We start from the raw sequence: 25,967 nt of genomic DNA, 5'->3' as shown, positions 1-25,967 counted from the left end.
TTCGCGGGCAAGCCCGCTCCCACATTTGAAGCGTGCCAGCCATAAAAAAGGCGACTGGGCCGTGTAGCCGCAGTCGCCATTTTTTATGGCGGGGAAGTGCTTATTGCACTTCTACCGCCAGGCTTTCACTGATCTTTTTCTGCCAGATGGCAGGACCGGTGATGTGCACGGATTCGCCCTTGCTGTCGACTGCAACGGTGACCGGCATGTCTTTGACGTCGAACTCGTAGATCGCTTCCATACCCAGTTCGGCGAACGCAACCACGCGCGACTTCTTGATGGCTTGCGCCACCAGGTAGGCAGCACCGCCGACGGCCATCAGGTACACGGCCTTGTGGTCCTTGATCGCTTCTATCGCAGTCGGGCCGCGCTCGGATTTGCCGATCATGCCCAACAGGCCGGTTTGCTCGAGGATCTGGCGGGTGAACTTGTCCATCCGCGTCGCGGTGGTCGGGCCAGCCGGGCCAACCACTTCTTCGCGCACCGGATCAACCGGGCCGACGTAGTAGATGAAACGACCCTTGAGGTCCACCGGCAGGGTTTCGCCCTTGTTCAGCATCTCGACCATGCGCTTGTGCGCGGCGTCGCGGCCGGTGAGCATCTTGCCGTTGAGCAACACGGTTTCGCCCGGCTGCCAGCTCTGCACTTCTTCTGGGGTCAGGGTGTCGAGGTTGACGCGACGGGCCGATGGGCCGGCTTCCCAGACGATTTCCGGGTAGGCGTCCAGCGGTGGCGCTTCCAGCGACGCCGGGCCCGAACCGTCGAGCACGAAGTGCGCGTGACGGGTGGCGGCGCAGTTGGGGATCATGCACACCGGCAGGGAGGCAGCGTGGGTCGGGTAGTCCATGATCTTCACGTCGAGCACGGTGGTCAGGCCACCCAGGCCCTGGGCGCCGATGCCCAGTTGGTTGACCTTCTCGAACAGCTCCAGGCGCATCTCTTCGATACGGTTCTGCGGGCCGCGTTTTTTCAGTTCGTGGATGTCGATGGATTCCATCAACACTTCCTTGGCCATCACCGCGGCTTTCTCGGCGGTGCCGCCGATGCCGATACCGAGCATGCCCGGTGGGCACCAGCCGGCGCCCATGGTCGGAACGGTCTTGAGCACCCAGTCGACGATCGAGTCGGACGGGTTGAGCATGGCCATTTTCGACTTGTTCTCGGAACCGCCACCCTTGGCCGCCACGTCCACTTCCACGGTGTTACCCGGGACGATGGAGTAGTGGATGACCGCAGGGGTGTTGTCCTTGGTGTTTTTACGCGCGCCTGCTGGGTCGGCGAGGATCGATGCGCGCAGGACGTTTTCCGGCAGGTTGTAGGCGCGACGCACGCCTTCGTTGATCATGTCGTCCAGGCCCATGGTGGCGCCATCCCAACGTACGTCCATGCCTACGCGCACGAACACGGTAACGATACCGGTGTCCTGGCAGATCGGGCGATGGCCGGTGGCGCACATGCGCGAGTTGATCAGGATCTGGGCGATGGAGTCACGGGCCGCTGGCGATTCTTCGCGCAGGTAGGCTTCGTGCATGGCCTGGATGAAATCAACGGGGTGGTAGTAGGAAATGAATTGCAGGGCGTCGGCAACGCTCTGAATCAGGTCGTCTTGCTTGATCACGGTCATGAGTCGCGCTCCTCTATAAGGGAACATTCAATAAAGGTGGCTTCAGTGGGGTGCATCGGTCGGCTGAAGCCACCTTTCCAAGGCACGCCAATGGTGCAGGCGCGACGCTAAAAAGGCGCGGCAGTATAACCCGGCACGGTGGCCGATACACCCGACTATGGTCAAACTGTCGCAGGCATGATTCCCTGTGCCCATCCCCTGTGATTGAGACCTTTATATGCCTGAACTGCACGTCGGCGAACGCCACTGGTCGGTCGCCACCGGCAGCAATCTGTTGGATGCGTTGAATCAGGCGGGTGTGGCGGTGCCCTACAGTTGCCGCGCCGGCAGTTGCCATGCGTGTCTGGTGCGGTGTACCGGCGAGGTTTCCGATCGGCAGCCGGATGCCTTGAGCCCGGCCCAACGCCAGGAGGGTTGGCGGTTGGCCTGTCAGTGCCAAGTCAGCGCGGATCTGCGCGTCGAAACCTTTGATCCGGTGCGTGACGGTTTGGCGGCGCAGGTCGTGGGCGTCGATTGGTTGAGCTCGACGGTGCTGCGCCTGCGTCTGCAACCGGAGCGTGGGCTGCGCTATCGCGCCGGCCAGCATCTGGTGGTGTGGGCGGGGCAGGTGGCGCGGCCTTACTCGCTGGCGAGTTTGCCGCAGGAGGACCCGTTCCTGGAGTTTCACCTCGACTGCCGCCAGCCTGGGGAATTCACCGATATTGCCCGTCAGTTGCAACTCGGCGACGGTTTGCGTCTGGGCGAGTTGCGTGGCGGCGCGTTGCAATATGATCCGGACTGGCAAGCCCGACCGTTGTGGCTGCTGGCGTCGGGCACGGGCCTGGGCCCATTGTGGGGGGTATTGCGTGAGGCGCTGCGCCAGGATCACCAGGGCGCCATCCGCGTGATTCACCAGGCCCATGATGTCGCCGGGCATTACCTGGCCGAACCCCTGGCAGCGCTGGCCGCGCAGCATCCGAACTTGACGGTGGAGCTGTGGACGGCGGCGCAGGCGACCCAGGCATTGGCGCAACTGCGGCTTGTTTCGCGGCAAACCTTGGCCTTACTCTGCGGACACCCCGCCCATGTTGACGCGTTCTCCAAGCGCCTGTTCCTGGCGGGCCTGCCGCGCAATCAACTGCTGGCCGACGTGTTCCTGCCCCGTGGTTGAGCGCTGAACTCCACAGCCGCGAGAATCGCCATGACCGACGCCATCCTGCAGCACCGCGAACGTGGGCTGCTGACCTTGCAGCTCAATCGCCCCGACAAGAAAAACGCTCTGACCCGTGGGATGTACACACAGTTGGCCAAGGCGCTGGAGTTGGCCGATGCAGATTCAGCCATTCATGCGGTGCTGATCCAGGGCAGCAGCGAGTGTTTTACCGCCGGCAATGACATCGGTGACTTCCTCGAGCAACCGCCAGCCGACCTCGACAGCCCGCCGTTTCACTTCATGCAAAGCCTGCTCAACTGCCGCAAACCGGTGATCGCCGCAGTGGCGGGCGCGGCGGTGGGGATCGGCACCACGCTATTGCTGCATTGCGACCTGGTCTATGTCAGCCGGGATGCGCGGTTGCGCATGCCGTTCGTCAACCTGGGGCTGTGTCCGGAGTTTGGCTCGAGCCTGATCCTGCCGCGACTGCTGGGGCATGCGAAGGCGGCAGAGCTGTTGCTGTTGGGTGAGGGGTTCAGCGGTGAGCAGGCGGCGGCGTGGGGGATTGCGACCGAGGCGCTGGGCAGTGGCGAAGCGGCGTTGGCCAAGGCGCGGGAAGTGGCTGCGCGTTTCGAGACGCTGGCGCCGGGGGCGGTGCAGGTGACCAAGCAGTTGATGAAAAGCGTGGATCGCGAGCAGTTGCGGCGGGTGATTGAGGAGGAGGGCGCGTTGTTTACCCAGCGGTTGAGGTCGCCGGAGGCGGTTGCGGCGTTGTCGGCTTTTATCACTGGGCGATGAAGCTTGGCTGATTGGTCTGGCCTCATCGCGGGCAAGCCCGCTCCCACAGGGGATCGCGCTCAAACTGTGGGAGCGGGCTTGCCCGCGATGAGGTCCTGTGCAGCCACACAAAAACCCAGGCATAAAAAAGCCCCGAACCAGTCGGGGCTTTTTCATTCAGCAGTCACTCAGACCATTGGGTCGCCAACGTGCAGGATCTTCATGCCATTGGTGCCGCCAGTGGTGTGGTAGCTGTCGCCCTTGGTCAGGATGACCCAGTCGCCTTTTTCCACGACGCCGCGCTTGACCAGCTCGTCGATGGCCGCCTGGCTGACTTCGTGCGGCGGCAGCGATGCCGGGTCGAACGGCACGGTGTACACACCACGGAACATCGCCGCGCGGGCCTGGGCTTCGCGGTGTGGGGTGAACGCGTAGATCGGCACCGAAGAACGGATGCGCGACATGATCAACGGCGTGTAGCCACTTTCGGTCAAGGCGATGATCGCCTTCACGCCCGGGAAGTGGTTGGCGGTGTACATGGCCGCCAGGGCGATGCTCTGGTCGCAGCTTTCGAACTCTTTGCCGATGCGGTGGCTGGAGGTCTTGCTGGTCGGGTGCTTTTCAGCGCCGACGCAGATACGCGCCATCGCTTGCACGGCTTCCAGTGGGTACGGGCCGGCGGCACTTTCAGCCGAGAGCATCACGGCGTCGGTGTAGTCGAGCACGGCGTTGGCCACGTCGGACACTTCGGCGCGGGTCGGCATCGGGTTCTGGATCATCGACTCCATCATCTGGGTCGCCACGATCACCGCTTTGTTGTGGCGGCGTGCGTGCAGGATGATCTTCTTCTGGATACCGATCAGCTCGGCGTCACCGATTTCCACACCGAGGTCGCCACGGGCAACCATCACGGCGTCGGAAGCCTTGATCAGGCCATCGAGGGTTTCGTCATCGGCCACGGCTTCGGCGCGTTCGATCTTCGCCACCAGCCAGGCGGTGCCGCCGGCTTCGTCGCGCAGTTTACGGGCGTATTCCATGTCGGCTGCGTCGCGCGGGAAGGACACGGCGAGGTAGTCCACTTCCATTTCAGCGGCGAGCTTGATGTCGGCCTTGTCTTTTTCAGTCAGGGCAGGAGCGGTCAGGCCACCACCGCGACGGTTGATGCCTTTGTGGTCCGACAGCGGGCCGCCGATAATCACGGTGCAGTGCAGTTCGGTCGGGGTAGCGGTGTCGACGCGCATGACCACGCGGCCGTCATCCAGCAGCAGTTCGTCGCCGACGCCGCAATCCTTGACCAGGTCCGGGTAATCGATACCCACGACTTGCTGGTTGCCTTCGGTCAGCGGGTGGCTGGTGGAGAAGGTGAACTGGTCACCGATCTTCAGCTCGATGCGCTTGTTGGCGAATTTGGCGATACGGATTTTCGGGCCTTGCAGGTCACCCAGCAACGCCACGAAACGGCCATGCTTGGCCGCGAGGTCACGCACCAGCTTGGCACGAGCCTTGTGCTCGTCCGGGGTGCCGTGGGAGAAGTTCAGACGGGCGACGTCCAAACCAGCCAGAATCAGCTGTTCGAGGACTTCCGGCGAGTTGCTGGCCGGGCCAAGGGTGGCGACGATTTTGGTACGACGGACGGACATGCACAGACTCCTGAGTTCAAGCGCTGAGGAAGGCTACTATGCTCTTTCGTTGTAGTCATTGTTCGTTTGCACTACTTATCGACGATTAACTTGTTTTCGCGGCGGCTGATTACGAACAACCTTGAAGATTTTCGACGAGGGGTCGATACATTGCACAAGACAGGAGAACCCTCATGCGAATTTTGCTCGTTGCCGCCCTGGCCATCAGTGTTGTCGGCTGCACCCGCTGGTCGATGGACCACCATTTGAACAACGCTTATCGCGCCTACAAGGTCGGCGATTGCGAGCGCGTCACTCTGGAGTTGTCCCAGGTCGACCGCGAGAGCCGTACCCGGCGTTATGTGCAGCCGGAGGTCTCGATGTTGCGTGGGCAGTGCCTGGAGCGCCAGAAATTGTTTGTCGACGCCGTGCAGACCTATCAGTTCATCATCAATCAGTATCCGTCGAGTGAGTACGCCTATCGTGCCCGCGCGCGGCTCGATACCTTGCAACAGCTAGGACACTACCCTGGAGCAAGCACCGCCCAGACGCGCCCGGCCTCGCTGTGATGACATTCGTCATTTAATAACTGGCCCGTTGCCAGTCTTGGGCTATCCTTTGGATGTTCGTTTGTACAAGTTTCTATTCGAACGAATGAGGGACCCGGATTCGGCAGTTGTCTGGTGACACAAGGTTGTATGTTGTCACTCCGATATCCAGGGAGAGCGAGAGATACGCGCTCGTTCCGAATCACTGGCACGGCCAGATTAATGGCCATTGGATGGCGATCTCACCATGTTTACCGACCGACGGATCGAGCGGCATCAGCTACCTTGTTTTCTGCAAGTATTCAACCGCCTCACTGACAAGCCCATCGGCTTTTTGGGTAACGTCTCGGCAGACGGGCTTATGTTGATCAGCCTGCTGCCCATGATGGTCGACGCGGACTTCGAGTTGCGCTTGAAGATTCCCGTGCCTGGCGACACCTTTGAGGCCATTGACCTGACGGCGACCTGCTTGTGGAGTCATGAAGACATCAACCCACAGCATTACGATTCCGGGTTCAGGGTGCTCCAGGCGCCCGAGGAATATGGGCAACTGATCAGCGTATTGATGCATTACTTCAGTTTCGATCCTTTGCAGGCTTCAGCCTAGCTATCGCGTGCTGTCGGCCCGGTTGGGGACTGCCCCTTGCCGAGGCCGTGCGCTCTATTCTCAGAGTACGCCCGCTTTCTTCCAGCCCAGGTAGCGTGTCACCAGGGCTGGGCCAAGCTCCGATGGTGGAGTGTCCAATACCGACAGGCCATGGGCGCTCAAGCGGTCATGCAGTTCATCCCGGGTATTGAGGTAGTCGACGGTGCCGCTGTAGGCCAGGGCTTCGGGCAAGGTTTGCACGGGGATCTGGCGCAGTTGGTCGAGTACTTCCTCGCGCAGGCTGGCTACCAGCACCCGGTGTTGGCGGCCGATGCGCTTGGCCGCGGTCAACAAAGCCTCATCGTCCTCATCCCGAAGGTTGGTGACCACAATCACCAGGGCGCGGCGTTTTTGTCGGGCCAGCAGTTGGCTGGCCGCGGCCTCGTAGTCGGCTGTGCGTCGTGTCGTGTCCAGGTCGTAGACTGCGTTGAGCAGCAGGTTCAACTGGCTGCTGCCCTTGACTGGTGCCAGGTAGCGCGACTGTTCACCGGCAAAGGTGCATAAGCCCACCGCATCGCCCTGGCGCAAGGCTACATAGCTGAGCAGCAGGCAGGCATTCAGCGCATGGTCGAAGTGCGACAGCTCGTCGTCCTGGCTGCGCATGCGTCGGCCGCAATCAAGCAAGAACACGATTTGTTGGTCGCGCTCATCCTGATATTCCCGGGCGATCGGTGTACGTTGCCGTGCAGTCGCCTTCCAGTCGATCTGGCGCAGGCTGTCGCCCTCGCGAAATTCGCGCAGTTGATGAAACTCCAGCCCCAATCCGCGTCGCTGATGCTGCCGAACGCCCAACTGGCTCAGCCAGTTGTCCACTCCCAGGAGCTGTGCACCATAGAGTCGGGCGAAATCCGGGTAGACACGTGTGGCGTCGTTGACGTCGATCAAGCGCCGCACCGCCCACAGCCCGAGGTGGCTCGGCAGGTGCACCTCGCAACGAGTGAAAGTGAAATGCCCGCGCCGCAAGGGGCGCAGGCGATACCCCAGCTCACTGCGTTCACCCGGTCGCAGCGCGATGGACTGCGGCATGTTCTCTACGCTCAGGCCGTCAGGAGCATGGTCGAATACCTGCACGGTCAGGGGCTGTGGCGAGTCGTGTTCCAGCGTCAGGCGCACCTCGCCCCAGCGGCCCAACGCCAGGCTGCCGGGCATCTGCCGTTGCACGCGTGGGGAGGGGCGATGGCGCAGGCGCGCGGCATCCAGCAACGCCAGCAGCAAAAGCGCCAGCAGCAGGCCCCAGGCTATCGAGTACAGGGTGTCGGGCACCTTGAACTGCAACGCGGTCGCCGCGCCGAGCAGGGTGTTCAGGCCAAGCAGCACTGCGAGCCAGGTCAACAGCAGGCGGGTCGGTTTCATGGGCGGTTCATTGCCGAGGTGCCGGGATCTGGTCGAGCATTTGCTTTAGCACCTGGTCCACGTCCAATCCGTCGATGTCCAGTTCGGGGGCGATACGCACCCGATGGCGCAATACCGCCAAGGCGCAGCCCTTGATGTCATCCGGGGTGACAAACTCACCGCCGCGCAACAGGGCCCTGGCCCGGGCGCCGCGTACCAGGGCGATGGACGCCCGGGGGCCGGCGCCAATGGTCAATCCTGGCCAACTGCGGGTGGCGCGTGCCAGGCGCACGGCATAGTCGAGTACCTGCTCGTCGAGGGGCAGTTCGCTGGCGATCTGTTGCAATTGCAGCACATCTTCAGCCTGCAACACGGTACGCAGGGGCTGTACATCAAGCATGTCGGCGCGGGATGAGCGCGTCACTTCGCGCACCATGTCCAGCTCTTGTTGTGCATCGGGGTAGTCCATGCGGACTTTCAGCATGAAGCGGTCCAGCTCGGCTTCGGGCAGGGGGTAAGTGCCTTCCTGTTCGATCGGGTTCTGGGTCGCCAGCACCATGAAGGGTTGGCCGATGGGCAGCGCTTCGCCTTCAAGGGTGACCTGACGTTCTTGCATGGCTTCGAGCAGCGCCGCCTGGGTCTTGGCCGGGGCGCGGTTGATCTCGTCAGCCAGCAGCAGATGGGTAAACAACGGCCCCTTTCGCAACTTGAACTGCTCAGTGTGCAGGTCGTACACGGCATGGCCGGTGACGTCGCTGGGCATCAGGTCCGGGGTGAACTGGATACGCGCGAATTCTCCACCGAAACACCGCGCAAGGGCGCGCACCAGCAAGGTCTTGCCCAGGCCGGGAACGCCTTCGAGCAAGACATGGCCTCCGGCGATCAGCGATGTGAGGACATCATCGATCACCTGATCCTGGCCAATGACCGCTTTACGTAGTTCAACACGCAGGGCCTGTGCCTGCCGACTGGCCTTTTGCAGGCTTTCGGTCGTCAGGGCAGTTGCCGGGGAATATTCGCTCATAGGGCGTTCCTGAGAGTTTGCAGGCTGGCCACCTGACGGCTGAAATCGGCGCTGGAAAGCCGTTTTGCCGGGAGGGGGCCGAGGGCCTGGCTGATGACGTGAGAAGGTTGGCGCGTCAGGTGTTCGAGCACCTGCTGCTGTTCTGCGGAGTCGAGGTGTTCAAAACCTGGGTGACGCCGCCTTGCGGCGCGCAGGATGTCGCGCTGCAACGCACGCAGCAAAGCACCCTGGCCGCCGCGGCGGAGCAGGAAGTCGGCGCTCGCGTTCAGGTGTTCTTGCAGTTGCCGGCGTGCCTTGGGGGCCGGCGCTTGTATCGGACCTTGGCGCATGCCGACGTGCCAGAGTGCCAGGGCGAGCAGCGCAGCGAGCGCCACCAACGTCTGGGGGAAGTAGCGCAGCAACAGGGTGAACAGGTTGTCCACGTCGCTGTTGAACAGCAGGGTCACCGCGGTGTCTTGGTTGAGATACCACAGCAGCCAGGCGTTGTCGTGCTTGCCGATGTTCGGGTTTTTCCACAGGTCGCTGTCGGTGATCACCGTCACACGGCCATGCCCGAGATTGAGTTGCATCAGGTGGCTGGACTGGGCGCTATTGGCAGAAAACTGTGCCAGATGCTTGGGGTCGGTGAGGTTGAAGTCGGTATCGAAACTGAAATAGGCCGGTGCGGTTTCGTTGTCGACATAGAGCTTGGTCAGGTCTGGGGATTTCTGTTTTCGCGCAGGTACGGGCTCGTCAGGTTCGTCGCTCAATGCCTGGTGAATCTGCAGGTGATCCAGCAGCAAGTCGCCGCTGTTGCCGGTTTCTTCATCCCAGAGCGCTTCAGCCACCAATAGCAGATGGCCGCCGGACCTGGCCCAGTCCAACAGCTGCTCGGCCTGGCGTGGTGTCATGTTGCTGCGCTCGCCCAGCAACAGCAGGCTGTTGTTTTTGGCTGGCAGGGTCTTCAGCCCCTCAAGGCTATTGGCGTGTTCGACGCCCAGGCCTTGCTGGCGTAAAAAGTGTTCCGCTGCCAGGTAGGGGTTGGCTGCGGCCTCGGGTGAGGGGCCGCGGTCTATGACTTCATCGTAGGGGATCGCTTTGTTTCCGACATAGACAAGGCCTGCCCCCAGCAGGCACGTCAGCAGCGCTACGATGACCCACAGTAAAGTCCGTTTCATCGGGCTGCCCCCGCGTTGAACAAGGTGCGCCAATCACTGCACAGTTGCTGTTGAGCCTGGGCCGGGGGCAAGCGGTGGCCGTACGCGAGGTTTTGCCAGTGCCGGGTCAGCTCATCGCTGAATGCCAGCAAGTGCGGCTGTTGCAGCCGATGGATGCGTTCCAGGACCTGGCCTTCCGTATCGGCGCTTTTCAGTGGCAGGTTGAAGTCATGCAGCAACCGGCTAAGCAAGCCTCGATAGAGCAGGCCGAGTGCTTCCCGTGGCTGTGTGGGCCAAAGTTGCTCGGCCGTGCTGGCGATGTCGTCGGGCAAGGTCTCGACGCCCAGTTCCAGGCCGAACAGTTGCGTGGGTATCGGTTTGGCGGGTTTTGGTTGGCGTGAGCGGCGCCGGCTGACAAAGGCGTGCAGCCAATCGCGATAGCGCCAGATGAGCAGGGCAATACCGGCGGCCAACAGGCTCCACAGCAGCACTTCCATGCCCAAGGCGACGTGTTTGAGGGTATTGCCGTTGAGGTTGTCCAGCCATGCCCGCAACCAGGCCGGCAGCTTGCCGTCTCCGTGTGCCTTGCTCTTAGTGGCGGGTTTCTCATCGCCGAAACGATAGCGCGTGACGGTTTCCGGATTTTTGAACGGTGGCTTCTCCAGCAATGTCTTGATCGACTGGCTGGCGGCCTGGGTTGTCACTTGTTTGGGCGGGGAGGCGTCCTCGGCCATGGCGGGGCCGCTGAATGGGCTCAGGGCCAGCACCGTCACCAGCACCAACAACGGCACTACGCTGCTCAGGCGTTCGCGCAGGCGGCGGAATACCAGCTCCAGGTCCCAGGCCTCCAGCACGGTACGGCGGTTGAGGTACAGGCTGAAGCCGCACGCGACATACATCGGCTCCCAGAACACCAGGATCAGGGCATAGAAGGCATTGCCCAGGTGTTCCAGCCAGAGCCCCTCGGAACCCGTGGCCAGTGCCATTCGTTGCCAGTCCCAATCCAGTTCGAGCTGCTGGGGGATGAGTAGATAGAACAGGGCCATGCAGCCGAACCACAGGCCTATTTCCAGATGCACCCCAATAATGGTCAGCCAGCGTCCGGCCCAGGCGCTGCGTTGCTGCAAGACGCCCAGGCGTTTTTGGCGGTCGGGACCATCCAGGCCTTCGAGTTGACTGACCGGCATCAAAAAGCTGCGACTCGGGCTGAGTCGCCGCCAGGTCAGGCTGGCCAATAGCTGGCCTTTGAGCAGTCGCGGCCATTGGCTGACGGCCTGCCTGGCGCTGGGTGTCTCTGCGAACAGGGCTTTCGACAAGATATACAGCGGCAGACGATCAAAGGCCGGCTTCAGCCACCAGAACACCAACAGAGCCGTGGAGGGATACTTCCAGAACAGTGCGGTCAGCAACGCGAAAACCGGCAAGGTCACCATCGCCCAACTGCCCATCAGCAGCCAGCGATGCTCCTGGGCCATCCGTACTCCAAGGTCCATGGCTTCCCATGGCGTGCGGGGGCGGATCACTACGCTGGCATTACTCAGGCGCATGGCGAGTCCGTCCGGCAAAGATCAGGTAAGCGGCCACCAGCAACCAGAGCAGGGTGCCCACCAGGTATTTGAGCCAGGGCGCAACGCTGGTGGTGGAAGACCAATAGGCTTCGATGAACGCGGCGATCAGCAGGAACACCATCACGCCGCACAGCATCTGCACGCTTTGATGCGCCGCCAGCCGCAGGGATTCGCCTCGCGTCAGTTGACCCGGGGCGATCAATGCCCAGCCCAGTTGCAGTCCCGCCGCGCCGGCCAGGGCGATGGCGCTGAGTTCGAAGGCGCCATGGCCGATCACAAAGGACCAGAACGTCTGGCCAAAGCCTATTTCGGTGAGGTGGCCGGAGATCGCACCGATGATCAGGCCGTTGAAGATCAGGAAGAACAAACTGCCCAGCCCCAGCAACAAACCGGCGGCGAAGGTCTGGAACGCGATACCGATGTTATGCATCACGTAGTAGCCAAACATCATCCAGTCTTCGCTGGAAGCACGTTCGGCCGCGCGCCCGAGGCGGCTGGCCTCGGGGTTGTACATGCTGTGCATCTCGGCTACCTGCTGGGGGCTGACGATGCTGTAGATCAGGTCGGGAAACAGGTACACCAGCAGTGCTACACCGGCCAGGCTGCCGAAGAACAGCAGGCTGGCAACCAATACAAAGCGCCACTGCGCGCGAACCAGGCGTGGGAAGTCGGCCAGGATAAAACTCAGGACCTTTGCGCCCAATTGGCTGCGATGGCGGTAGAGCTGTTGATGGCCACGCAAGGCCAGTTGTTGCAGGGGGTCCACCAGATAACTGCTGTAGCCGCGCTCCTGAGCCAGGGCGAGGTGTTGGCACAGGCGCCGATACTGGTGGGGGAAGTCGGTCACGTCAGCGGCCTTGGCCTTGCCTTGTTCCAGCTGGGTCAGTTGTTCGGCGAAGGCATGCCATTGCTGCTGGTAACGGCTTTCGAACAGGCTCTGTTTCATATTGGCCCCAACAGGCCGCGAGCCACGCCGTTGAGTTGTTCGGCGGCACGTGCCGGTGACACTTGCAGGGGCGTGGCGAGAATGGAGGCCAGTTCGTGGACCCGCTCGGCCGACAACTCACCCTGGCGTTCGGCAAAGCCAAGGATGGCGCGTTGCTCGCTGAGGTCCAAGGCAAAGGGCAGGCGCAAGGCCGCAGCTGCGGGGACATTGGGACGGGGCAGGGGATGCTCGCGGTAGATCACCAGCGTACCGGCGGCGAGGTCGCCGAGTCGTTTGAAATGGGGGTGCTGCAGGCAACTGATGGCCCCGAGAAAGTAGCCGAAAGGCAGCATGTCGACAAAGCGCAGCAGGTTGCGGATCAACGAGGCGGACCAGCCGATGGGCGTGCCGTCATCCTGTACCACGCGCAAGCCCATCACCTGCTTGCCTGGGGAGCAGCCCTGGTTGAGCACTTCGAACAGCACCATGTACCACCAGCTGACCAGGAACAGCAGCAGCGAACCGATGCCGATGCCGATATTGCCGAGCAGCGCCAGGGGCACGACGAGGATTCCCATGACCAGCCCACGCAGGCCCAGGTCGAACCCGAAGGCCAATGCACGGGGTACCAGGCCGGCTGGGCGCAACGGCAGGTCGATGCCCTCCGGGGTCTCGATCTGGTAACGGGTGTCCAATGGGGCTGATGGCATCGCGATCCTTGGCAGTGCAGTGTGGCTGAGAGAGACGGATGCTAGCAGTGTCGGCGCTGGAAGCAACCATTCAAGGTTTTACTGGATGTTTGTACAGGGTCGATGGCGCTGGCTTCGAATGCCTTGCAGCGCCTAGACTTTGCCGATCTTCAGCACAGGAACAGCCCGTGACCTCCATTTTCTGGTACGACTATGAAACCACCGGCATCAATCCGCGCAGCGATCGCCCCCTTCAGGTCGCCGGTATCCGCACCGATCTTGAACTGAACGAGATCGGGCCGCCGGTCAACCTATACTGCCAACCCAGCGACGACATCCTGCCGCATCCTGCTGCATGTGCGATTACCGGCATCACCCCCGGCATCCTGGCGCAAAAAGGCTTGGCCGAGGCCGACTTCATGACACGGGTGCACGCCGAACTGGCTGCCCCCGGTACTTGCGGGGCCGGTTACAACACCTTGCGGTTCGACGATGAAATGACGCGCTACAGCCTGTATCGCAACTTCTTCGACCCTTATGCCCGCGAGTGGCAAGGCGGCAACAGTCGCTGGGACTTGATCGACGTGGTGCGCACCGCCTACGCCTTGCGTCCGGAAGGTATCGAATGGCCACAGCAGGACGGCCGTGTCACGCTCAAGCTTGAACGCCTGACCGCCGCCAACGGGATTGATCATGGCCAGGCCCACGATGCCTTGTCCGACGTGCGTGCAACCATTGCGTTGGCCCGGTTGGTACGGGAGAAACAGCCCAAGCTGTATGACTGGCTGTTCCAGTTGCGCAGCAAACAGCGGGTGATGGACCAGGTGCGTCTGTTGCAGCCGATGGTGCATATCTCCGGACGTTTTTCGGCCGAGCGTCATTACCTGGGCGTTGTGTTGCCATTGGCTTGGCACCCACGCAATCGCAATGCGTTGATTGTCTGTGACCTGGGTCTCGACCCTCAAGGCTTGCTGGACCTTGATGCCGAAACCTTGCGTCAGCGCCTCTACACGCGGCGTGACGAACTCGCTGACGGGGAACTGCCTGTGCCCCTCAAATTGCTGCACATCAATCGCTGCCCGGTGGTGGCTCCGTTGAATGTGTTGCGGGCGCAAGATCGTGAACGCTTGCACTTGGATATGGACAGTTACCAGGCGCGCGCGCTGCGGCTAACTGACGCACAGGAAGTTTGGCGCGACAAGTTGGCGAGCATTTATGCCGAGGAGGAATTTGCGCCGACAACAGACCCGGAGCAGCAGCTTTATGATGGTTTTATCGGCGATCGCGATCGGCGCTTATGTGAACAAGTACGCAACGCTGAACCTGCGCAACTAGCACATCAGCAGTGGCCGTTCGACGATCATCGCCTGCCCGAATTATTATTTCGCTACCGTGCGCGCAACTTTCCCGAGACCTTGAATAACGAGGAGCAACAACGCTGGAAATTATTTTGCCAGCAGCGTTTGTCGGACGCTGAGCTGGGCGCGCCGATTACCCTTGAGGGATTTAATCAGGCACGTCTGGAGTTGGCGGCAAGTGCCACGCCGTATCAGTTGCAGGTGTTGGCGCAGTGGCAGGAATATGCCGACGCTTTAGCGGCCCGGTTCAATTTGTAATCGGGGCCCTAGAGTATTTTCAGGCAATAAAAAACGCCAGCGAGCTGGCGTTTTCAAAGTGTCGCGTATCAGGCCGCAGCCCGATGGGGCTTAGCCCAGCAGGGTAGCCCAACCTTCAACCACGTCACCGCCCCACTTGGCTTTCCACTCTTTCAGAGTCTTGTGGTTGCCACCTTTGGTTTCAATCACTTCGCCGTTGTGTGGGTTCTTGTATTGCTTGACCTTGCGAGCACGCTTGGTGCCGGTAGTTTTCACGGCGCCACGTGGAGCCTTAACTTTCGACTCTGGGTCCAGCAGCGCGATGATGTCACGCAGGGACTTGGAGTATTCACCCATCAGGGTGCGCAGTTTGCCTTCGAATTCCAGCTCAGTTTGCAGCTTGTCGTCTTGGGACAGGTTCTTCAAGCGGGCTTGCAGCTCTTTGATAGCTTCTTCGGTGGCACGGTATTCGTTGATCAGGGACATGTGGACTACCTTATGTAGAGCGCTGATTGACAGGAAGTGGGTCAATAATAGTCAGGCCAAATCCTCAAGTAAACATTTAAGGGTGTATTTATGTGAATTGCGTTGAATGTTTGTGGCAATGCAATGCGTTGGAGTTAATTAATAGGGCATACGCGGCAAAGATAATCTACGTAAGAAAAGCATAATTGCCCGATTTTGCGCGTGAACGTTCATATAGCGCTGGTAAAACCTTACGCTATTAAGGGGCGTATCGCTGCCAGGCCACCAGAATAAGCCTCGACGGATACTGCAGTTTTTCTGCGTAGTGGCTAGAATGGCGGCCTTTGCGAAGTTCTGGAGTTTTCCCCTAATGCGCACTTTTCGGCTGGTGATTGCTTGCCCGGACCGGGTTGGTATCGTTGCCAAAGTCAGTAACTTTCTGGCCTCCCACAACGGCTGGATCACCGAGGCGAGCCATCACTCGGACAATCTCAGCGGTTGGTTCTTCATGCGTCACGAGATTCGTGCCGACTCGCTGCCCTTTGGCCTTGATGCCTTCCGCGAGGCGTTTGCGCCGATTGCCGAAGAGTTTTCGATGACCTGGCACATCACCGACACCGAGCAGAAAAAACGCGTGGTGCTGATGGCCAGCCGCGAATCCCACTGCCTGGCAGACTTGCTGCACCGCTGGCACAGCGATGAGCTGGACTGCGAGATCGCCTGCGTGATTTCCAACCACGACGACCTGCGCAGCATGGTTGAGTGGCATGGCATCCCGTACTACCACGTGCCGGTCAACCCGCAGGACAAGGAACCGGCGTTCGCCGAGGTGTCCCGCCTGGTCAAGCAGCACGAAGCCGACGTCGTGGTGCTGGCGCGCTACATGCAGATCCTGCCGCCGGAGCTGTGCAGTGCCTACGCTGGCAAGGTGATCAATATCCACCACAGCTTCCTGCCGTCGTTTGTCGGCGCCAAGCCTTATCACCAGGCATCGCTGCGTGGTGTGAAATTGATTGGTGCGACCTGCCACTACGTGACCGAAGAGCTGGACGCCGGCCCGATCATCGAGCAGGACGTGGTCCGCGTGAGCCACAGCGACAGCATCGAAGACATGGTGCGTTTCGGCCGTGACGTCGAGAAGATGGTGTTGGCCCGTGGCCTGCGTTACCACTTGGAAGACCGCGTGCTGGTTCACGGTAACAAGACTGTGGTGTTCTGATCACCGAGTGGTGATTGAAGAATGAAGGGCCTGGGCGTTAAATCGTCCCAGGCCCTTTTTTTTGCCTGCCCTCAAGGAGTGGACCATGAGCGATCCGTTGGACAAAGCCACATCCAAAGCCCCGGCGACGCTGGGGGAGGGTTGTTTGAGCCGCTATGACCCGGATGACCTCGACAGTGAGGACGGCACCGATTTTCCCGGTGCCGCCGAACTGTGGGCGCGTGAGCAGGGCAAGCCTGCACACGGGTCAGATGCGGAAGCTGCCGACCAACTGCTTGAGCCGCCCGGCCTGTTGCTCAAGGTCGGCACAGGCACGCAAGGTTGACTGCAGGTTTTCCACACCTTCCTGGTTGAGGGTGTTGATCTCGGTGATGTCCATGTTGATCGACTCCACCACCGAGGTCTGTTCCTCGGTAGCGGTGGCGACCGACTGGTTCATGCCGTCGATTTCGCCGATACGTTGGGTCACGCTGTTCAGGCGTTCGCCGGCGAGGTTCGCAATCTCCACGCTGTCCTGGCTGTGACGCTGGCTTTCGCTCATGGTGCTGACCGAGTCCCGCGCACCGACTTGCAGCTCTTCGATCATGGTTTGCACCTGTTGCGCCGATTCCTGGGTGCGATGGGCCAGGTTGCGCACTTCATCGGCGACCACGGCAAAGCCACGGCCAGCTTCCCCGGCGCGGGCGGCTTCGATGGCGGCGTTGAGCGCCAGCAGGTTGGTTTGCTGGGAGATGCTGGTGATGACTTCGAGGATTTGCCCGATGTTCACCGTTTTGCTGTTAAGTGCTTCGATATTGGTGCTCGAAGCGCTGATCATCGCCGATAGCTGCGTCATCGCCTTGATGTTGCGCTCCACCACTTGCTGACCATCTTCCGCCAGGCTGCGCGCATCGCTGGCCTGGCTGGAGGCCTGCGCGGCGTTACGGGCGATTTCCTGGGCGGCGGCCCCCAGTTGATTGATGGCGGCAGCCACGCTGTTGGTGCGGTTGGCCTGTTCGTCGGAATTGACCATTGATGAGTTGGACGCGCTGACCACACGCAGGGCCACTTCATTGACCTGCCCGGTGGCCGAGGACACTTCGCGGATCGACGTATGAATACGCTCGACGAAGCGGTTGAACGCGTTGCCCAGGGTGCCGAATTCGTCGTGGTTCTGGATGGTCAGGCGGCGCGTCAGGTCGCCTTCGCCATCGGCGATGTCCTGCATGGCGCGGGTCATCAGGTGCAACGGTTGCAGCAGCACACGGATCAGCATGCCAAGCAGGGCGATGATGATCACCACGGCAATGAGGGTGGCGATCACCGCCGAGGTGCGAAATTCGCTGAGCATGGCGAAGGCTTTGTCTTTATCCACCGAAATTCCGAGATACCAGTTCACCGACGGCAAGCCTTTGATCGGTGTGAAGGTGACGATGTTGTCCTTGCCGTTGGCCTCGACCTCGCTGAAGTCGCTGCTGATTTTCGGGGTGTTTTTGGGGTAGACGTCGGCCAGGGTCTTCATCACCAGGTTTTTGTCCGGGTGCACCAGGACCTTGCCGTCGGCACTGACCAGGAAGGCGTAGCCCATGCCGCCCAGGTCCAGCGCGCCAATGTTGTCCACCAGGGTTTGCAGGCTCAGGTCACCGCCCACGACGCCGATGCTTTGGCCGGACTTGATGCTGGGGGTGGCGATGGAAATGATCAATTTGCCAGTAGCGGCGTCGATGTAGGGTTCGGTCAGGGTCGAACCGTTACTGCTCTGGGCGCCCTTGTACCAGGGGCGAACGCGGGGGTCGAAGCCGTCCGGCATTTTGGTGTCGGGGCGGATGGTGAAGGCGCCCGTGCTGTCGCCTACGTAGGTTGCCATGAACGAGGAGGTCAGGGTTTTCTGATCCAGCAGGCTGCCGACCACACTCGGCTCGGGGTTGATGGCGATGTTCTGTGCGGCGTTTTCCACCAGGGCAATGCGCCCGGTGAGCCAGGTTTGAATGTTGCCTGCGGTGACGTCGCCCATTTCATTCAGGTAGCTGTTGAGGTCGTTGCGAATGGCGTTGCGTTGCAGGTAGTCGTTGTAGAGGGTAAACAGCGCGAATGCGGCGACGACTATAAGGGAGGCTGCAAGCAGGATTTTATGGCTGAAGCGTAGATTTTTATTCATGGCTTGTAGGGGTCCGCTAAGGTCTTAATATCCGATGCGCGTCCTTGTGGGAGGCGCAGAATGGCAGCGTCAAAAAAGGTGTGATATTGCTTGTGATAGCTCCGCTGGCTCCTGTGGGAATTATCTGACCTATTTTTAGACTTTGTGGGTCTCACATCTGTCTGTATCGACCTCGCGTTATTAAAGCTTAATCATGGGAGACAAAATGTCTGACTCCACGCAACTCCTGATCGGCGCAGACCTTGAAGGCCAGCCCATCGCCCAGGCCATGCGCCTGGGCAATCGCCACGGGCTTATCGCCGGTGCCACCGGCACGGGCAAGACCGTCACCTTGCAGCGTCTGGCCGAGGCGTTCAGCGATGCCGGTGTGGCGGTGTTTGCCGCTGACATCAAGGGCGATCTGTGTGGCCTGGGTGCCGCCGCCAACCCCCAGGGCAAAGTGGCCGAGCGCATTGCCGGCATGCCTTTCCTTAACTACACGGCCAAGGCTTATCCGGTCACGTTGTGGGATATACACGGGCAGTCTGGTCATCCGTTGCGTACCACCATCAGCGAAATGGGCCCGTTGTTGCTTGGCGCCCTGTTGGAGCTGACGGACAGCCAACAATCGGCGCTCTACGCGACATTCAAGATGGCCGACCGCGAAGGTCTGTTGCTGCTGGACTTGAAGGACCTCAAGGCGCTGCTCAACCACTTGCGTTATCACCCGGAGTTGCTGGGCGACGATGCCGCGCTGATGACCACCGGCTCCAGCCAGGCGCTGTTACGGCGCCTGGCGGTGTTGGAGCAGCAGGGCGCCGAAGCCTTGTTTGGCGAACCGGCCCTGCAACTTGAAGATATTCTGCAACCCGCCAGCGACGGACGGGGGCGCATCCACCTGCTGGACGCCAGCCGCCTGGTACACGAGGCGCCGAAGGTCTACGCGACGTTCCTGTTGTGGCTGCTGGCGGAGTTGTTCGAACAACTGCCAGAGCGTGGCGATGCAGACAAACCGCTGCTGGCGCTGTTTTTCGATGAGGCGCATTTGTTGTTCGCCGACACGCCCAGGGCCCTGCAAGAGCGCTTGGAGCAGGTGGTGCGGTTGATTCGTTCGAAAGGGGTAGGGGTGTATTTCGTCACCCAGTCCCCGGGTGACCTGCCGGACACGGTGCTCGCGCAGCTCGGCCTGCGTATCCAGCACGGCCTGCGCGCGTTCACCACCAAAGAGCAGAAGTCTCTGCGGGCGGTGGCAGATGGTTTCCGACCGAACCCCGCGTTCGATGCTCTGGCGGTGTTGACCGAGTTGGGCACGGGTGAGGCGTTGGTGGGCACCTTGCAGGAAAAAGGCACGCCGGAAGTCGTCCAGCGCGTGTTGGTTGCGCCGCCGCAATCGCGGATCGGGCCGTTGAGCGAGGTTGAACGCGTGGCATTGATCGCCAGTTCGCCGTTGCAGGGGCGCTATGACAAGCCGATCGATCGCGAATCAGCCTACGAAGTGCTGATGGCGCGCAAGGAGCTGGGGCCGACCGAGGAGGCCAAGCCGGCCGAAGAAGAGCCGAGTTTTACCGACAAGGCCGGAGCGTTTCTGGGAACGGCAGCGGGCAAGGCGTTGAAATCCGCCATGCAGCAGGCTGCCAATCAGATGGGGCGGCAGCTGGTGCGGGGGTTGCTGGGGTCGTTGCTTGGCGGCAGCAAGCGCAAGTAACGGCTCAGGCCTTGGGCTTGGCGTGGGCGGCGAGCCGCTCAAGCGCTGCGCGCAGGCCTGGATCGCTGATCCCGTCGGCCGTTGCCTGAATGGTTTCGGCCGCGTTTTCCGACAAATCCATGGTGTGCCCCACCGCGCCCTGCTGGACAGTGGGCGGTTGCACCTTGAACTGGATGCGCGTCAGGCTGGCGAACTCATCAAATGCCATCAATTGGCGTTGCAGGCGCTTCTGTTGATAGCGCAGGCGGGTGGCCCAATGGCCATCTGTGACAATGAGTAGCAGGTTGCCCTCGCGCCAAGACGCCACATGACAATGTTCACGTGCGGCCGGTTGCAGTTGGCTTTCGACCAGGCGCTGCAGATGGCCCAGGCGTTGTGCATGGCCAAAGATGGCTTTCAACGGCTTGGCTTCGCGAAGCAACGCGCCGGGAGCGCGGGCTGTAAGGGGGCGAAATGCCATTATTAGACACCTAAAGTAACAGAGCGGCCATCTTAGCAGAAAGCGCCTGTACGCCCCCAAGCCATGCGCTGAAGGGGTAAAGCCCGTGAAATCAATAGTTAACTTCTGTGCTCCATGGGTTGAAAGTCCGGTAAAAGCCCTTATTTTAAACAAGCCCTCTCACCGCCCCATGCCTGCATCGGGGAACAACGCCACTTTCCTCACCCACGATTCCGGGTAGAATGCGCGTTCGCATGCGGCCGTGAGGGCTGCTCGGGCCACTCACGGTGCGCCCTCCATCCCTATGTGTGGAAGAACCTGCCGATATGTTTGCGCCTTTGTTAAAGAAACTTTTTGGAAGCAAGAATGAGCGCGAAGTCAAACGCATGCTCAAGACGGTGCAGCTGGTCAATGCCTTCGAAGAGCAGATGGTTGCCCTTTCGGACGAGCAATTGCGCGCCAAGACCGAAGAGTTCAAGGCCCGCATAGCCAAAGGTGAAACCCTCGACAAGCTGCTTCCCGAAGCCTTTGCGGTCGCCCGTGAAGCCGGCAAGCGTGTCATGGGCATGCGCCACTTCGACGTCCAGTTGATCGGCGGCATGACCTTGCATGAAGGCATGATTGCCGAAATGCGTACCGGTGAAGGCAAGACCCTGGTGGCAACCCTGGGTGTTTACCTCAACGCACTGTCTGGCAAGGGCGTGCACGTTGTGACGGTGAACGACTACCTGGCTCGCCGGGACGCCAACTGGATGCGCCCGCTGTATGAATTCCTCGGCCTGACCGTCGGCGTTGTCACGCCGTTCCAGCCGCCGGAAGAGAAACGCGCCGCCTACGCCGCCGACATCACCTACGGCACCAACAACGAATTCGGTTTCGACTACCTGCGCGACAACATGGCGTTCAGCATGGAAGAAAAATTCCAGCGCGAACTCAACTTTGCCGTGATCGACGAAGTCGACTCCATCCTCATCGACGAAGCCCGTACCCCGCTGATCATCTCTGGCCAGGCCGAAGACAGCTCGCGCCTGTACACCGAGATCAACAAGTTGATCCCGCGCCTGGAGCAGCACATCGAGGAAGTCGAAGGCGTGGTGACCAAAGAAGGTCATTTCACCATCGACGAGAAGACCCGCCAGGTCGAACTCAACGAAGCCGGTCACCAGTTCGTCGAAGAAATGCTGACCCAGATCGGCGAGCTGGCCGAGGGTGAAAGCCTGTACTCGGCGCACAACCTGGGCCTGTTGACCCACGTGTATGCCGGGCTGCGTGCCCACAAGCTGTTCCATCGCAACGTTGAATACATCGTGCAGGACGGCCAGGTCGTGCTGGTCGACGAGCACACCGGCCGTACCATGCCGGGCCGCCGTCTGTCCGAAGGCCTGCACCAGGCCATCGAAGCGAAGGAACACCTCAACATCCAGGCTGAAAGCCAGACGTTGGCGTCCACCACCTTCCAGAACTACTTCCGTCTGTACAACAAACTGTCCGGCATGACCGGTACGGCCGACACCGAAGCGTTCGAATTCCACCAGATCTACGGTCTGTCGGTGGTGGTTATCCCGCCGAACAAGCCACTGGCGCGTAAGGACTACAACGACCTGGTGTTCCTGACCGCCGAAGAGAAGTACGCGGCGATCATCAACGACATCAAGGACGGCATGGCCAAGGGCCGTCCAATCCTGGTGGGTACCGCCACCATCGAGACTTCCGAGCATGTGTCCAACCTGCTCAACAAGGAAGGCATCGAGCACAAGGTCCTCAACGCCAAGTTCCACGAAAAAGAAGCCGAGATCATCGCCCAGGCCGGTCGCCCAGGCGCACTGACCATCGCCACCAACATGGCGGGTCGTGGTACCGACATCCTGTTGGGCGGCAACTGGGAAGTGGAAGTCGCGGCCCTGGACAACCCGAGCCCCGAGCAGATCGCCCAGATCAAGGCCGACTGGCAGAAGCGCCACCAGGCCGTGCTGGAATCCGGTGGCTTGCAGGTGATCGCTTCCGAGCGTCACGAATCGCGCCGTATCGACAACCAGCTGCGTGGCCGTGCCGGTCGCCAGGGTGACGCCGGCTCCAGCCGCTTCTACCTGTCCCTGGAAGACAGCCTGATGCGCATCTTCGCCTCGGACCGCGTGAAGAACTTCATGAAGGCCCTGGGCATGCAGTCCGGTGAAGCGATCGAGCACCGTATGGTGACCAACGCCATCGAGAAGGCGCAGCGCAAGGTTGAAGGGCGCAACTTCGACATTCGTAAGCAACTGCTCGAGTTCGATGACGTCAACAACGAACAGCGTAAAGTGATCTATCACATGCGTAACACGTTGCTGGCCGCCGACAACATTGGCGAGACCATCGCCGATTTCCGTCAGGACGTGCTCAACGCCACTGTCAGCGCGCACATTCCGCCACAGTCGCTGCCTGAGCAGTGGGATGTGGCCGGTCTGGAAGCAGCGTTGAAGAGCGATTTCGGCGTGGATCTGCCAGTTCAGCAATGGCTGGACGAAGACGACCACCTGTACGAAGAAACCCTGCGCGAAAAACTGATGGCCGAATTGCTGGCCGCGTACAACGAGAAAGAAGAGCAGGCGAGTGCCGAAGCACTGCGCACCTTCGAGAAGCAAATCGTACTGCGCGTGCTGGACGACCTGTGGAAAGACCACCTGTCGACCATGGACCACTTGCGTCACGGCATCCACCTGCGCGGCTACGCCCAGAAGAACCCGAAGCAGGAGTACAAGCGCGAGTCGTTCACGCTGTTCTCCGAACTGTTGGATTCGATCAAGCGCGATTCGATTCGCGTGCTGTCCCACGTTCAGGTGCGTCGCGAAGACCCGATCGAGGAAGAAGCTCGCCTGCGCCAGGAAGCCGAGGCACTGGCTGCGCGCATGCAGTTCCAGCACGACGAAGCGCCGGGCCTGGACGCCCCAGAGGTGTTGGGCGAAGAGGTCGATGTGGCCTTGGCTCAAACCCCGGTTCGCAACGACCAGAAACTGGGCCGCAACGAGCTGTGCTACTGCGGTTCGGGCAAGAAGTTCAAACACTGCCACGGCCAGATCGAATAAGATTTCGCCCTGACGCTGCAACACCTTGCGCCGCGACCGGCCTGTGCCGTCGCGGCGTTTTGCCATTAATTTCACCGTCGCTTACGACGGCACAGACATCACCTATTTTTTAAGGAGCGCATTCATGGCTGTTGGTCTTGGTCCTTTGCCCACTTTGCACCCGGTTGCCGGTTTTGAACTCGGTATCGCTTCGGCCGGCATCAAACGCCCAGGGCGCAAGGATGTGGTGGTGATGCGCTGTGCCGAAGGCTCGACCGTCGCCGGTGTGTTCACCCTCAACGCGTTCTGCGCTGCGCCGGTGATCCTGGCCAAGCAGCGTGTTGCCGGGACTATCCGTTACCTGCTGACCAACACTGGCAACGCCAACGCCGGCACCGGCGAGCCTGGCCTGGTAGCGGCTGCGCGTACCTGCGCCAAGCTGGCCCAACTGACTGGCGTGGACGCCAGCCAAGTGCTGCCGTACTCCACCGGCGTGATCGGCGAGCCGCTGCCCGTCGAGAAGATCGAAGGCGCACTGCAAGCCGCGCTGGACGACCTGTCTGTGGATAACTGGGCCGCCGCCGCCACCGGCATCATGACCACCGATACCCTGCCAAAAGGCGCCAGCCGCCAGTTCGTGCATGATGGCGTGACCGTCACCGTGACCGGCATCAGCAAGGGCGCGGGCATGATCCGTCCGAACATGGCCACCATGCTCGGCTACATCGCCACCGACGCCAAAGTCTCCCGCGACGTGTTGCATAGCCTGATCCTCGACGGCGCTAACAAGTCGTTCAACCGCATCACCATCGATGGCGACACCTCGACCAACGACTGCTGCATGCTGATCGCCACCGGCCAGGCCAACCTGCCGGAGATCACCGAGGCCAGCGGCCCGCTGTTCGCGGCGTTGAAGCAGGCGGTGTTCGAAGTGTGCATGGACGTGGCCCAGGCCATCGTGCGTGACGGCGAAGGCGCAACCAAGTTTGTCACCGTAGAAGTCAACGGCGGCGGCAATCACCAGGAATGCCTGGACGTGGGCTACACCGTGGCGCACTCGCCGCTGATCAAGACCGCACTGTTTGCTTCCGACCCGAACTGGGGCCGTATCCTTGCGGCCGTCGGTCGTGCCGGCGTGCCAGACCTGGACGTGAGCAAGATCGACGTGTTCCTCGGTGACGTCTGCATCGCCAGCCGTGGCGCGCGTGCCGAAACCTACACCGAAGCCCAGGGCTCGGCCGTGATGCAGCAGGAAGAAATCACCATCCGCATCGAGCTGGGTCGCGGCGATTGCAGCGAAACCATCTGGACCACTGACCTGTCCCACGAGTACGTGAAGATCAACGCGGAATACCGCACCTGATCGCAGAGAGGATGAACGCGGTGAAACGAGTGCATGTAGCAGCAGCGGTGATCCGCGGTGTCGATGGCAGGATTTTGCTGGCGCGCCGCGCAGACACTCAGCATCAGGGCGGCCTCTGGGAGTTTCCCGGTGGCAAGGTGGAGGCCGATGAGTCGGTCGCCACCGCGCTGTCCCGCGAATTGCAGGAAGAACTGGGTATCCAGGTCACCACGGCGCGGCCACTGATCCAGGTGCAGCATGACTACCCGGACAAGCAGGTGTTGCTGGATGTCTGGGAAGTCTCGGCCTTTACCGGCGAGCCCCATGGTGTGGAAGGGCAACCGCTGGAATGGGTGGCGCCCCGGGACCTGCCGAACTATGAGTTCCCGGCGGCCAATGCGCCGATTGTGGCTGCGGCGCGTTTGCCTGCCGAGTACCTGATCACTCCTGGTGAGCTGGAAACACCGACGCTGTTGCGTGGTCTTCAGAAAGCCATTGCCGGCGGCATCAAGCTGGTTCAACTGCGTGCGCCCAACGGCTACGACCCCAAGTATCGTGACCTGGCGGTGGATGCGGTTGGCCTGTGTGCCGGCAAGGCGCAATTGATGCTCAAGGGCCCGTTCGAATGGTTGGGGGATTTTCCTTCAGCCGGCTGGCACATGACCTCGGCGCAATTGCGTAAATACGCCAGCAAAGGTCGACCGCTGCCTAAAGATCGTTGGTTGGCGGCGTCGTGCCACAACGCTGAAGAGCTGGCGCTGGCCGAATTGATGGATGTGGATTTTGTCACGCTGTCGCCGGTGCAACCGACCCAGACTCATCCTGACGCGCAGCCGTTGGGTTGGGAGCAGGCCGCGCAGTTGATCAGCGGCTTCAGCAAGCCGGTGTTTCTGCTGGGTGGGGTTGGGCCGGCCGAGCGGGAAAAGGCTTGGGGCGCTGGGGCTCAGGGTGTGGCCGGGATCCGGGCATTCTGGCCTGAGGTTTGATGCTGTTCTGACTGGCCTCTTCGCGAGCAAGCCCGCTCC

Annotated in this window: 22 protein-coding genes and 1 pseudogene; 11 read left to right on the top strand and 12 right to left on the bottom strand. The window is 61.1% G+C overall.

Annotated features, from left to right (window positions below; genetic code table 11):
* Positions 1–100: 100 nt before the first annotated feature.
* Positions 101–1,624, bottom strand: coding sequence for a fumarate hydratase (locus OPU96_RS07745; RefSeq protein WP_016971118.1), 1,524 nt, complete (start codon positions 1,622–1,624; stop codon positions 101–103).
* A gap of 217 nt (positions 1,625–1,841) precedes the next feature.
* On the opposite strand from OPU96_RS07745, the gene OPU96_RS07740 reads away from it, so the two are divergent.
* Both OPU96_RS07740 and OPU96_RS07735 read left to right on the top strand, forming a co-directional pair.
* Entirely contained in the window at positions 1,842–2,774 is a 933-nt protein-coding gene (locus OPU96_RS07740) for an iron-sulfur-binding ferredoxin reductase (RefSeq protein ID WP_226456270.1), read from the top strand.
* A 30-nt stretch (positions 2,775–2,804) separates the two neighbouring features.
* On the top strand, positions 2,805–3,554 hold the full coding sequence (locus tag OPU96_RS07735; protein WP_226456269.1) for an enoyl-CoA hydratase-related protein: 750 nt from the start codon (positions 2,805–2,807) through the stop codon (positions 3,552–3,554).
* Positions 3,555–3,721: 167 nt separating this feature from the next.
* Here the strand turns inward: OPU96_RS07735 and pyk are convergent, their stop codons facing one another.
* Positions 3,722–5,173: a pyruvate kinase gene (gene pyk, locus OPU96_RS07730; protein WP_192299471.1), complete on the bottom strand. Its 1,452-nt coding sequence runs from the start codon at positions 5,171–5,173 to the stop codon at positions 3,722–3,724.
* A 173-nt stretch (positions 5,174–5,346) separates the two neighbouring features.
* On the opposite strand from pyk, the gene OPU96_RS07725 reads away from it, so the two are divergent.
* Together OPU96_RS07725 and OPU96_RS07720 are read left to right on the top strand one after the other, a co-directional pair.
* Complete coding sequence (locus tag OPU96_RS07725) at positions 5,347–5,721, top strand: tetratricopeptide repeat protein (protein ID WP_498558930.1); 375 nt, start codon at positions 5,347–5,349, stop codon at positions 5,719–5,721.
* Between the two features lie 226 nt (positions 5,722–5,947).
* Complete coding sequence (locus OPU96_RS07720; protein ID WP_192299469.1) at positions 5,948–6,307, top strand: PilZ domain-containing protein; 360 nt, start codon at positions 5,948–5,950, stop codon at positions 6,305–6,307.
* A gap of 60 nt (positions 6,308–6,367) precedes the next feature.
* Here the strand turns inward: OPU96_RS07720 and OPU96_RS07715 are convergent, their stop codons facing one another.
* The 6 genes from OPU96_RS07715 to OPU96_RS07690 are packed head-to-tail and all read right to left on the bottom strand — an operon-like array spanning position 6,368 to position 13,041.
* Positions 6,368–7,699 (bottom strand): DUF58 domain-containing protein, encoded by a 1,332-nt coding sequence (locus OPU96_RS07715; RefSeq protein WP_226456267.1) that lies wholly within the window; start codon positions 7,697–7,699, stop codon positions 6,368–6,370.
* A 7-nt stretch (positions 7,700–7,706) separates the two neighbouring features.
* Positions 7,707–8,702, bottom strand: coding sequence for an AAA family ATPase (locus tag OPU96_RS07710; protein WP_192299467.1), 996 nt, complete (start codon positions 8,700–8,702; stop codon positions 7,707–7,709).
* Positions 8,699–9,859 carry a DUF4350 domain-containing protein gene (locus tag OPU96_RS07705; RefSeq protein WP_498558929.1) on the bottom strand — a complete coding sequence of 387 codons (1,161 nt, stop codon included), beginning with the start codon at positions 9,857–9,859 and terminating at the stop codon, positions 8,699–8,701. The genes OPU96_RS07710 and OPU96_RS07705 overlap by 4 nt, the downstream gene beginning before the upstream one ends.
* Complete coding sequence (locus tag OPU96_RS07700; protein ID WP_305391452.1) at positions 9,856–11,385, bottom strand: DUF4129 domain-containing protein; 1,530 nt, start codon at positions 11,383–11,385, stop codon at positions 9,856–9,858. The genes OPU96_RS07705 and OPU96_RS07700 overlap by 4 nt, the downstream gene beginning before the upstream one ends.
* A complete protein-coding gene (locus OPU96_RS07695; protein WP_498558928.1) occupies positions 11,372–12,352 on the bottom strand; it encodes a stage II sporulation protein M in 981 nt (326 codons plus the stop codon). The genes OPU96_RS07700 and OPU96_RS07695 overlap by 14 nt, the downstream gene beginning before the upstream one ends.
* Positions 12,349–13,041 (bottom strand): RDD family protein, encoded by a 693-nt coding sequence (locus OPU96_RS07690; RefSeq protein ID WP_226456263.1) that lies wholly within the window; start codon positions 13,039–13,041, stop codon positions 12,349–12,351. Before OPU96_RS07690 ends, OPU96_RS07695 begins: the two co-directional genes overlap by 4 nt.
* A 167-nt stretch (positions 13,042–13,208) precedes the next feature.
* Between OPU96_RS07690 and sbcB the strand changes: the two genes are divergently transcribed.
* Positions 13,209–14,636: an exodeoxyribonuclease I gene (gene sbcB / locus OPU96_RS07685; RefSeq protein ID WP_226456262.1), complete on the top strand. Its 1,428-nt coding sequence runs from the start codon at positions 13,209–13,211 to the stop codon at positions 14,634–14,636.
* A 90-nt stretch (positions 14,637–14,726) separates the two neighbouring features.
* Here sbcB and mvaT read toward each other — a convergent pair whose 3' ends face one another.
* Positions 14,727–15,101, bottom strand: a complete 375-nt coding sequence (mvaT, locus tag OPU96_RS07680) for a histone-like nucleoid-structuring protein MvaT (RefSeq protein ID WP_005790963.1) — start codon at positions 15,099–15,101, stop codon at positions 14,727–14,729.
* Between the two features lie 349 nt (positions 15,102–15,450).
* Here mvaT and purU point away from each other — a divergent pair, with 349 nt between their 5' ends.
* Complete coding sequence (gene purU, locus OPU96_RS07675) at positions 15,451–16,299, top strand: formyltetrahydrofolate deformylase (protein WP_226456261.1); 849 nt, start codon at positions 15,451–15,453, stop codon at positions 16,297–16,299.
* Between the two features lie 85 nt (positions 16,300–16,384).
* The gene (locus OPU96_RS07670) at positions 16,385–16,624 is read left to right on the top strand and encodes a hypothetical protein (protein WP_192299579.1); all 240 of its coding nucleotides are present in this window, start codon (positions 16,385–16,387) and stop codon (positions 16,622–16,624) included.
* Here the strand turns inward: OPU96_RS07670 and OPU96_RS07665 are convergent.
* Together OPU96_RS07665 and OPU96_RS07660 are read right to left on the bottom strand one after the other, a co-directional pair.
* A complete protein-coding gene (locus OPU96_RS07665; protein ID WP_370694924.1) occupies positions 16,547–17,311 on the bottom strand; it encodes a methyl-accepting chemotaxis protein in 765 nt (254 codons plus the stop codon). The genes OPU96_RS07670 and OPU96_RS07665 overlap by 78 nt on opposite strands.
* A 93-nt stretch (positions 17,312–17,404) precedes the next feature.
* A pseudogene (locus OPU96_RS07660) lies at positions 17,405–18,436 on the bottom strand (cache domain-containing protein); the annotation flags it as partial.
* A 205-nt stretch (positions 18,437–18,641) separates the two neighbouring features.
* Between OPU96_RS07660 and OPU96_RS07655 the strand changes: the two are divergent.
* Positions 18,642–20,120, top strand: coding sequence for a helicase HerA-like domain-containing protein (locus OPU96_RS07655; RefSeq protein WP_226456259.1), 1,479 nt, complete (start codon positions 18,642–18,644; stop codon positions 20,118–20,120).
* Positions 20,121–20,124: 4 nt separating this feature from the next.
* Here the strand turns inward: OPU96_RS07655 and OPU96_RS07650 are convergent, their stop codons facing one another.
* Positions 20,125–20,580: a DUF721 domain-containing protein gene (locus OPU96_RS07650; RefSeq protein WP_192299440.1), complete on the bottom strand. Its 456-nt coding sequence runs from the start codon at positions 20,578–20,580 to the stop codon at positions 20,125–20,127.
* Between the two features lie 305 nt (positions 20,581–20,885).
* On the opposite strand from OPU96_RS07650, the gene secA reads away from it, so the two are divergent.
* The 3 genes from secA to OPU96_RS07635 all read left to right on the top strand — a co-directional run bounded on the left by secA (position 20,886) and on the right by OPU96_RS07635 (position 25,928).
* Positions 20,886–23,621, top strand: a complete 2,736-nt coding sequence (gene secA / locus OPU96_RS07645; protein WP_192299439.1) for a preprotein translocase subunit SecA — start codon at positions 20,886–20,888, stop codon at positions 23,619–23,621.
* 124 nt (positions 23,622–23,745) lie between these two features.
* Positions 23,746–24,963, top strand: coding sequence for a bifunctional glutamate N-acetyltransferase/amino-acid acetyltransferase ArgJ (argJ, locus tag OPU96_RS07640; RefSeq protein ID WP_192299438.1), 1,218 nt, complete (start codon positions 23,746–23,748; stop codon positions 24,961–24,963).
* A 20-nt stretch (positions 24,964–24,983) separates the two neighbouring features.
* Positions 24,984–25,928 carry a Nudix family hydrolase gene (locus OPU96_RS07635; protein WP_192299437.1) on the top strand — a complete coding sequence of 315 codons (945 nt, stop codon included), beginning with the start codon at positions 24,984–24,986 and terminating at the stop codon, positions 25,926–25,928.
* The last annotated feature ends 39 nt before the right edge of the window (positions 25,929–25,967 follow it).

This window comes from Pseudomonas sp. RP-B7 (assembly GCF_059803535.1).
This window is presented reverse-complemented; position numbering and strand designations above follow the sequence as displayed.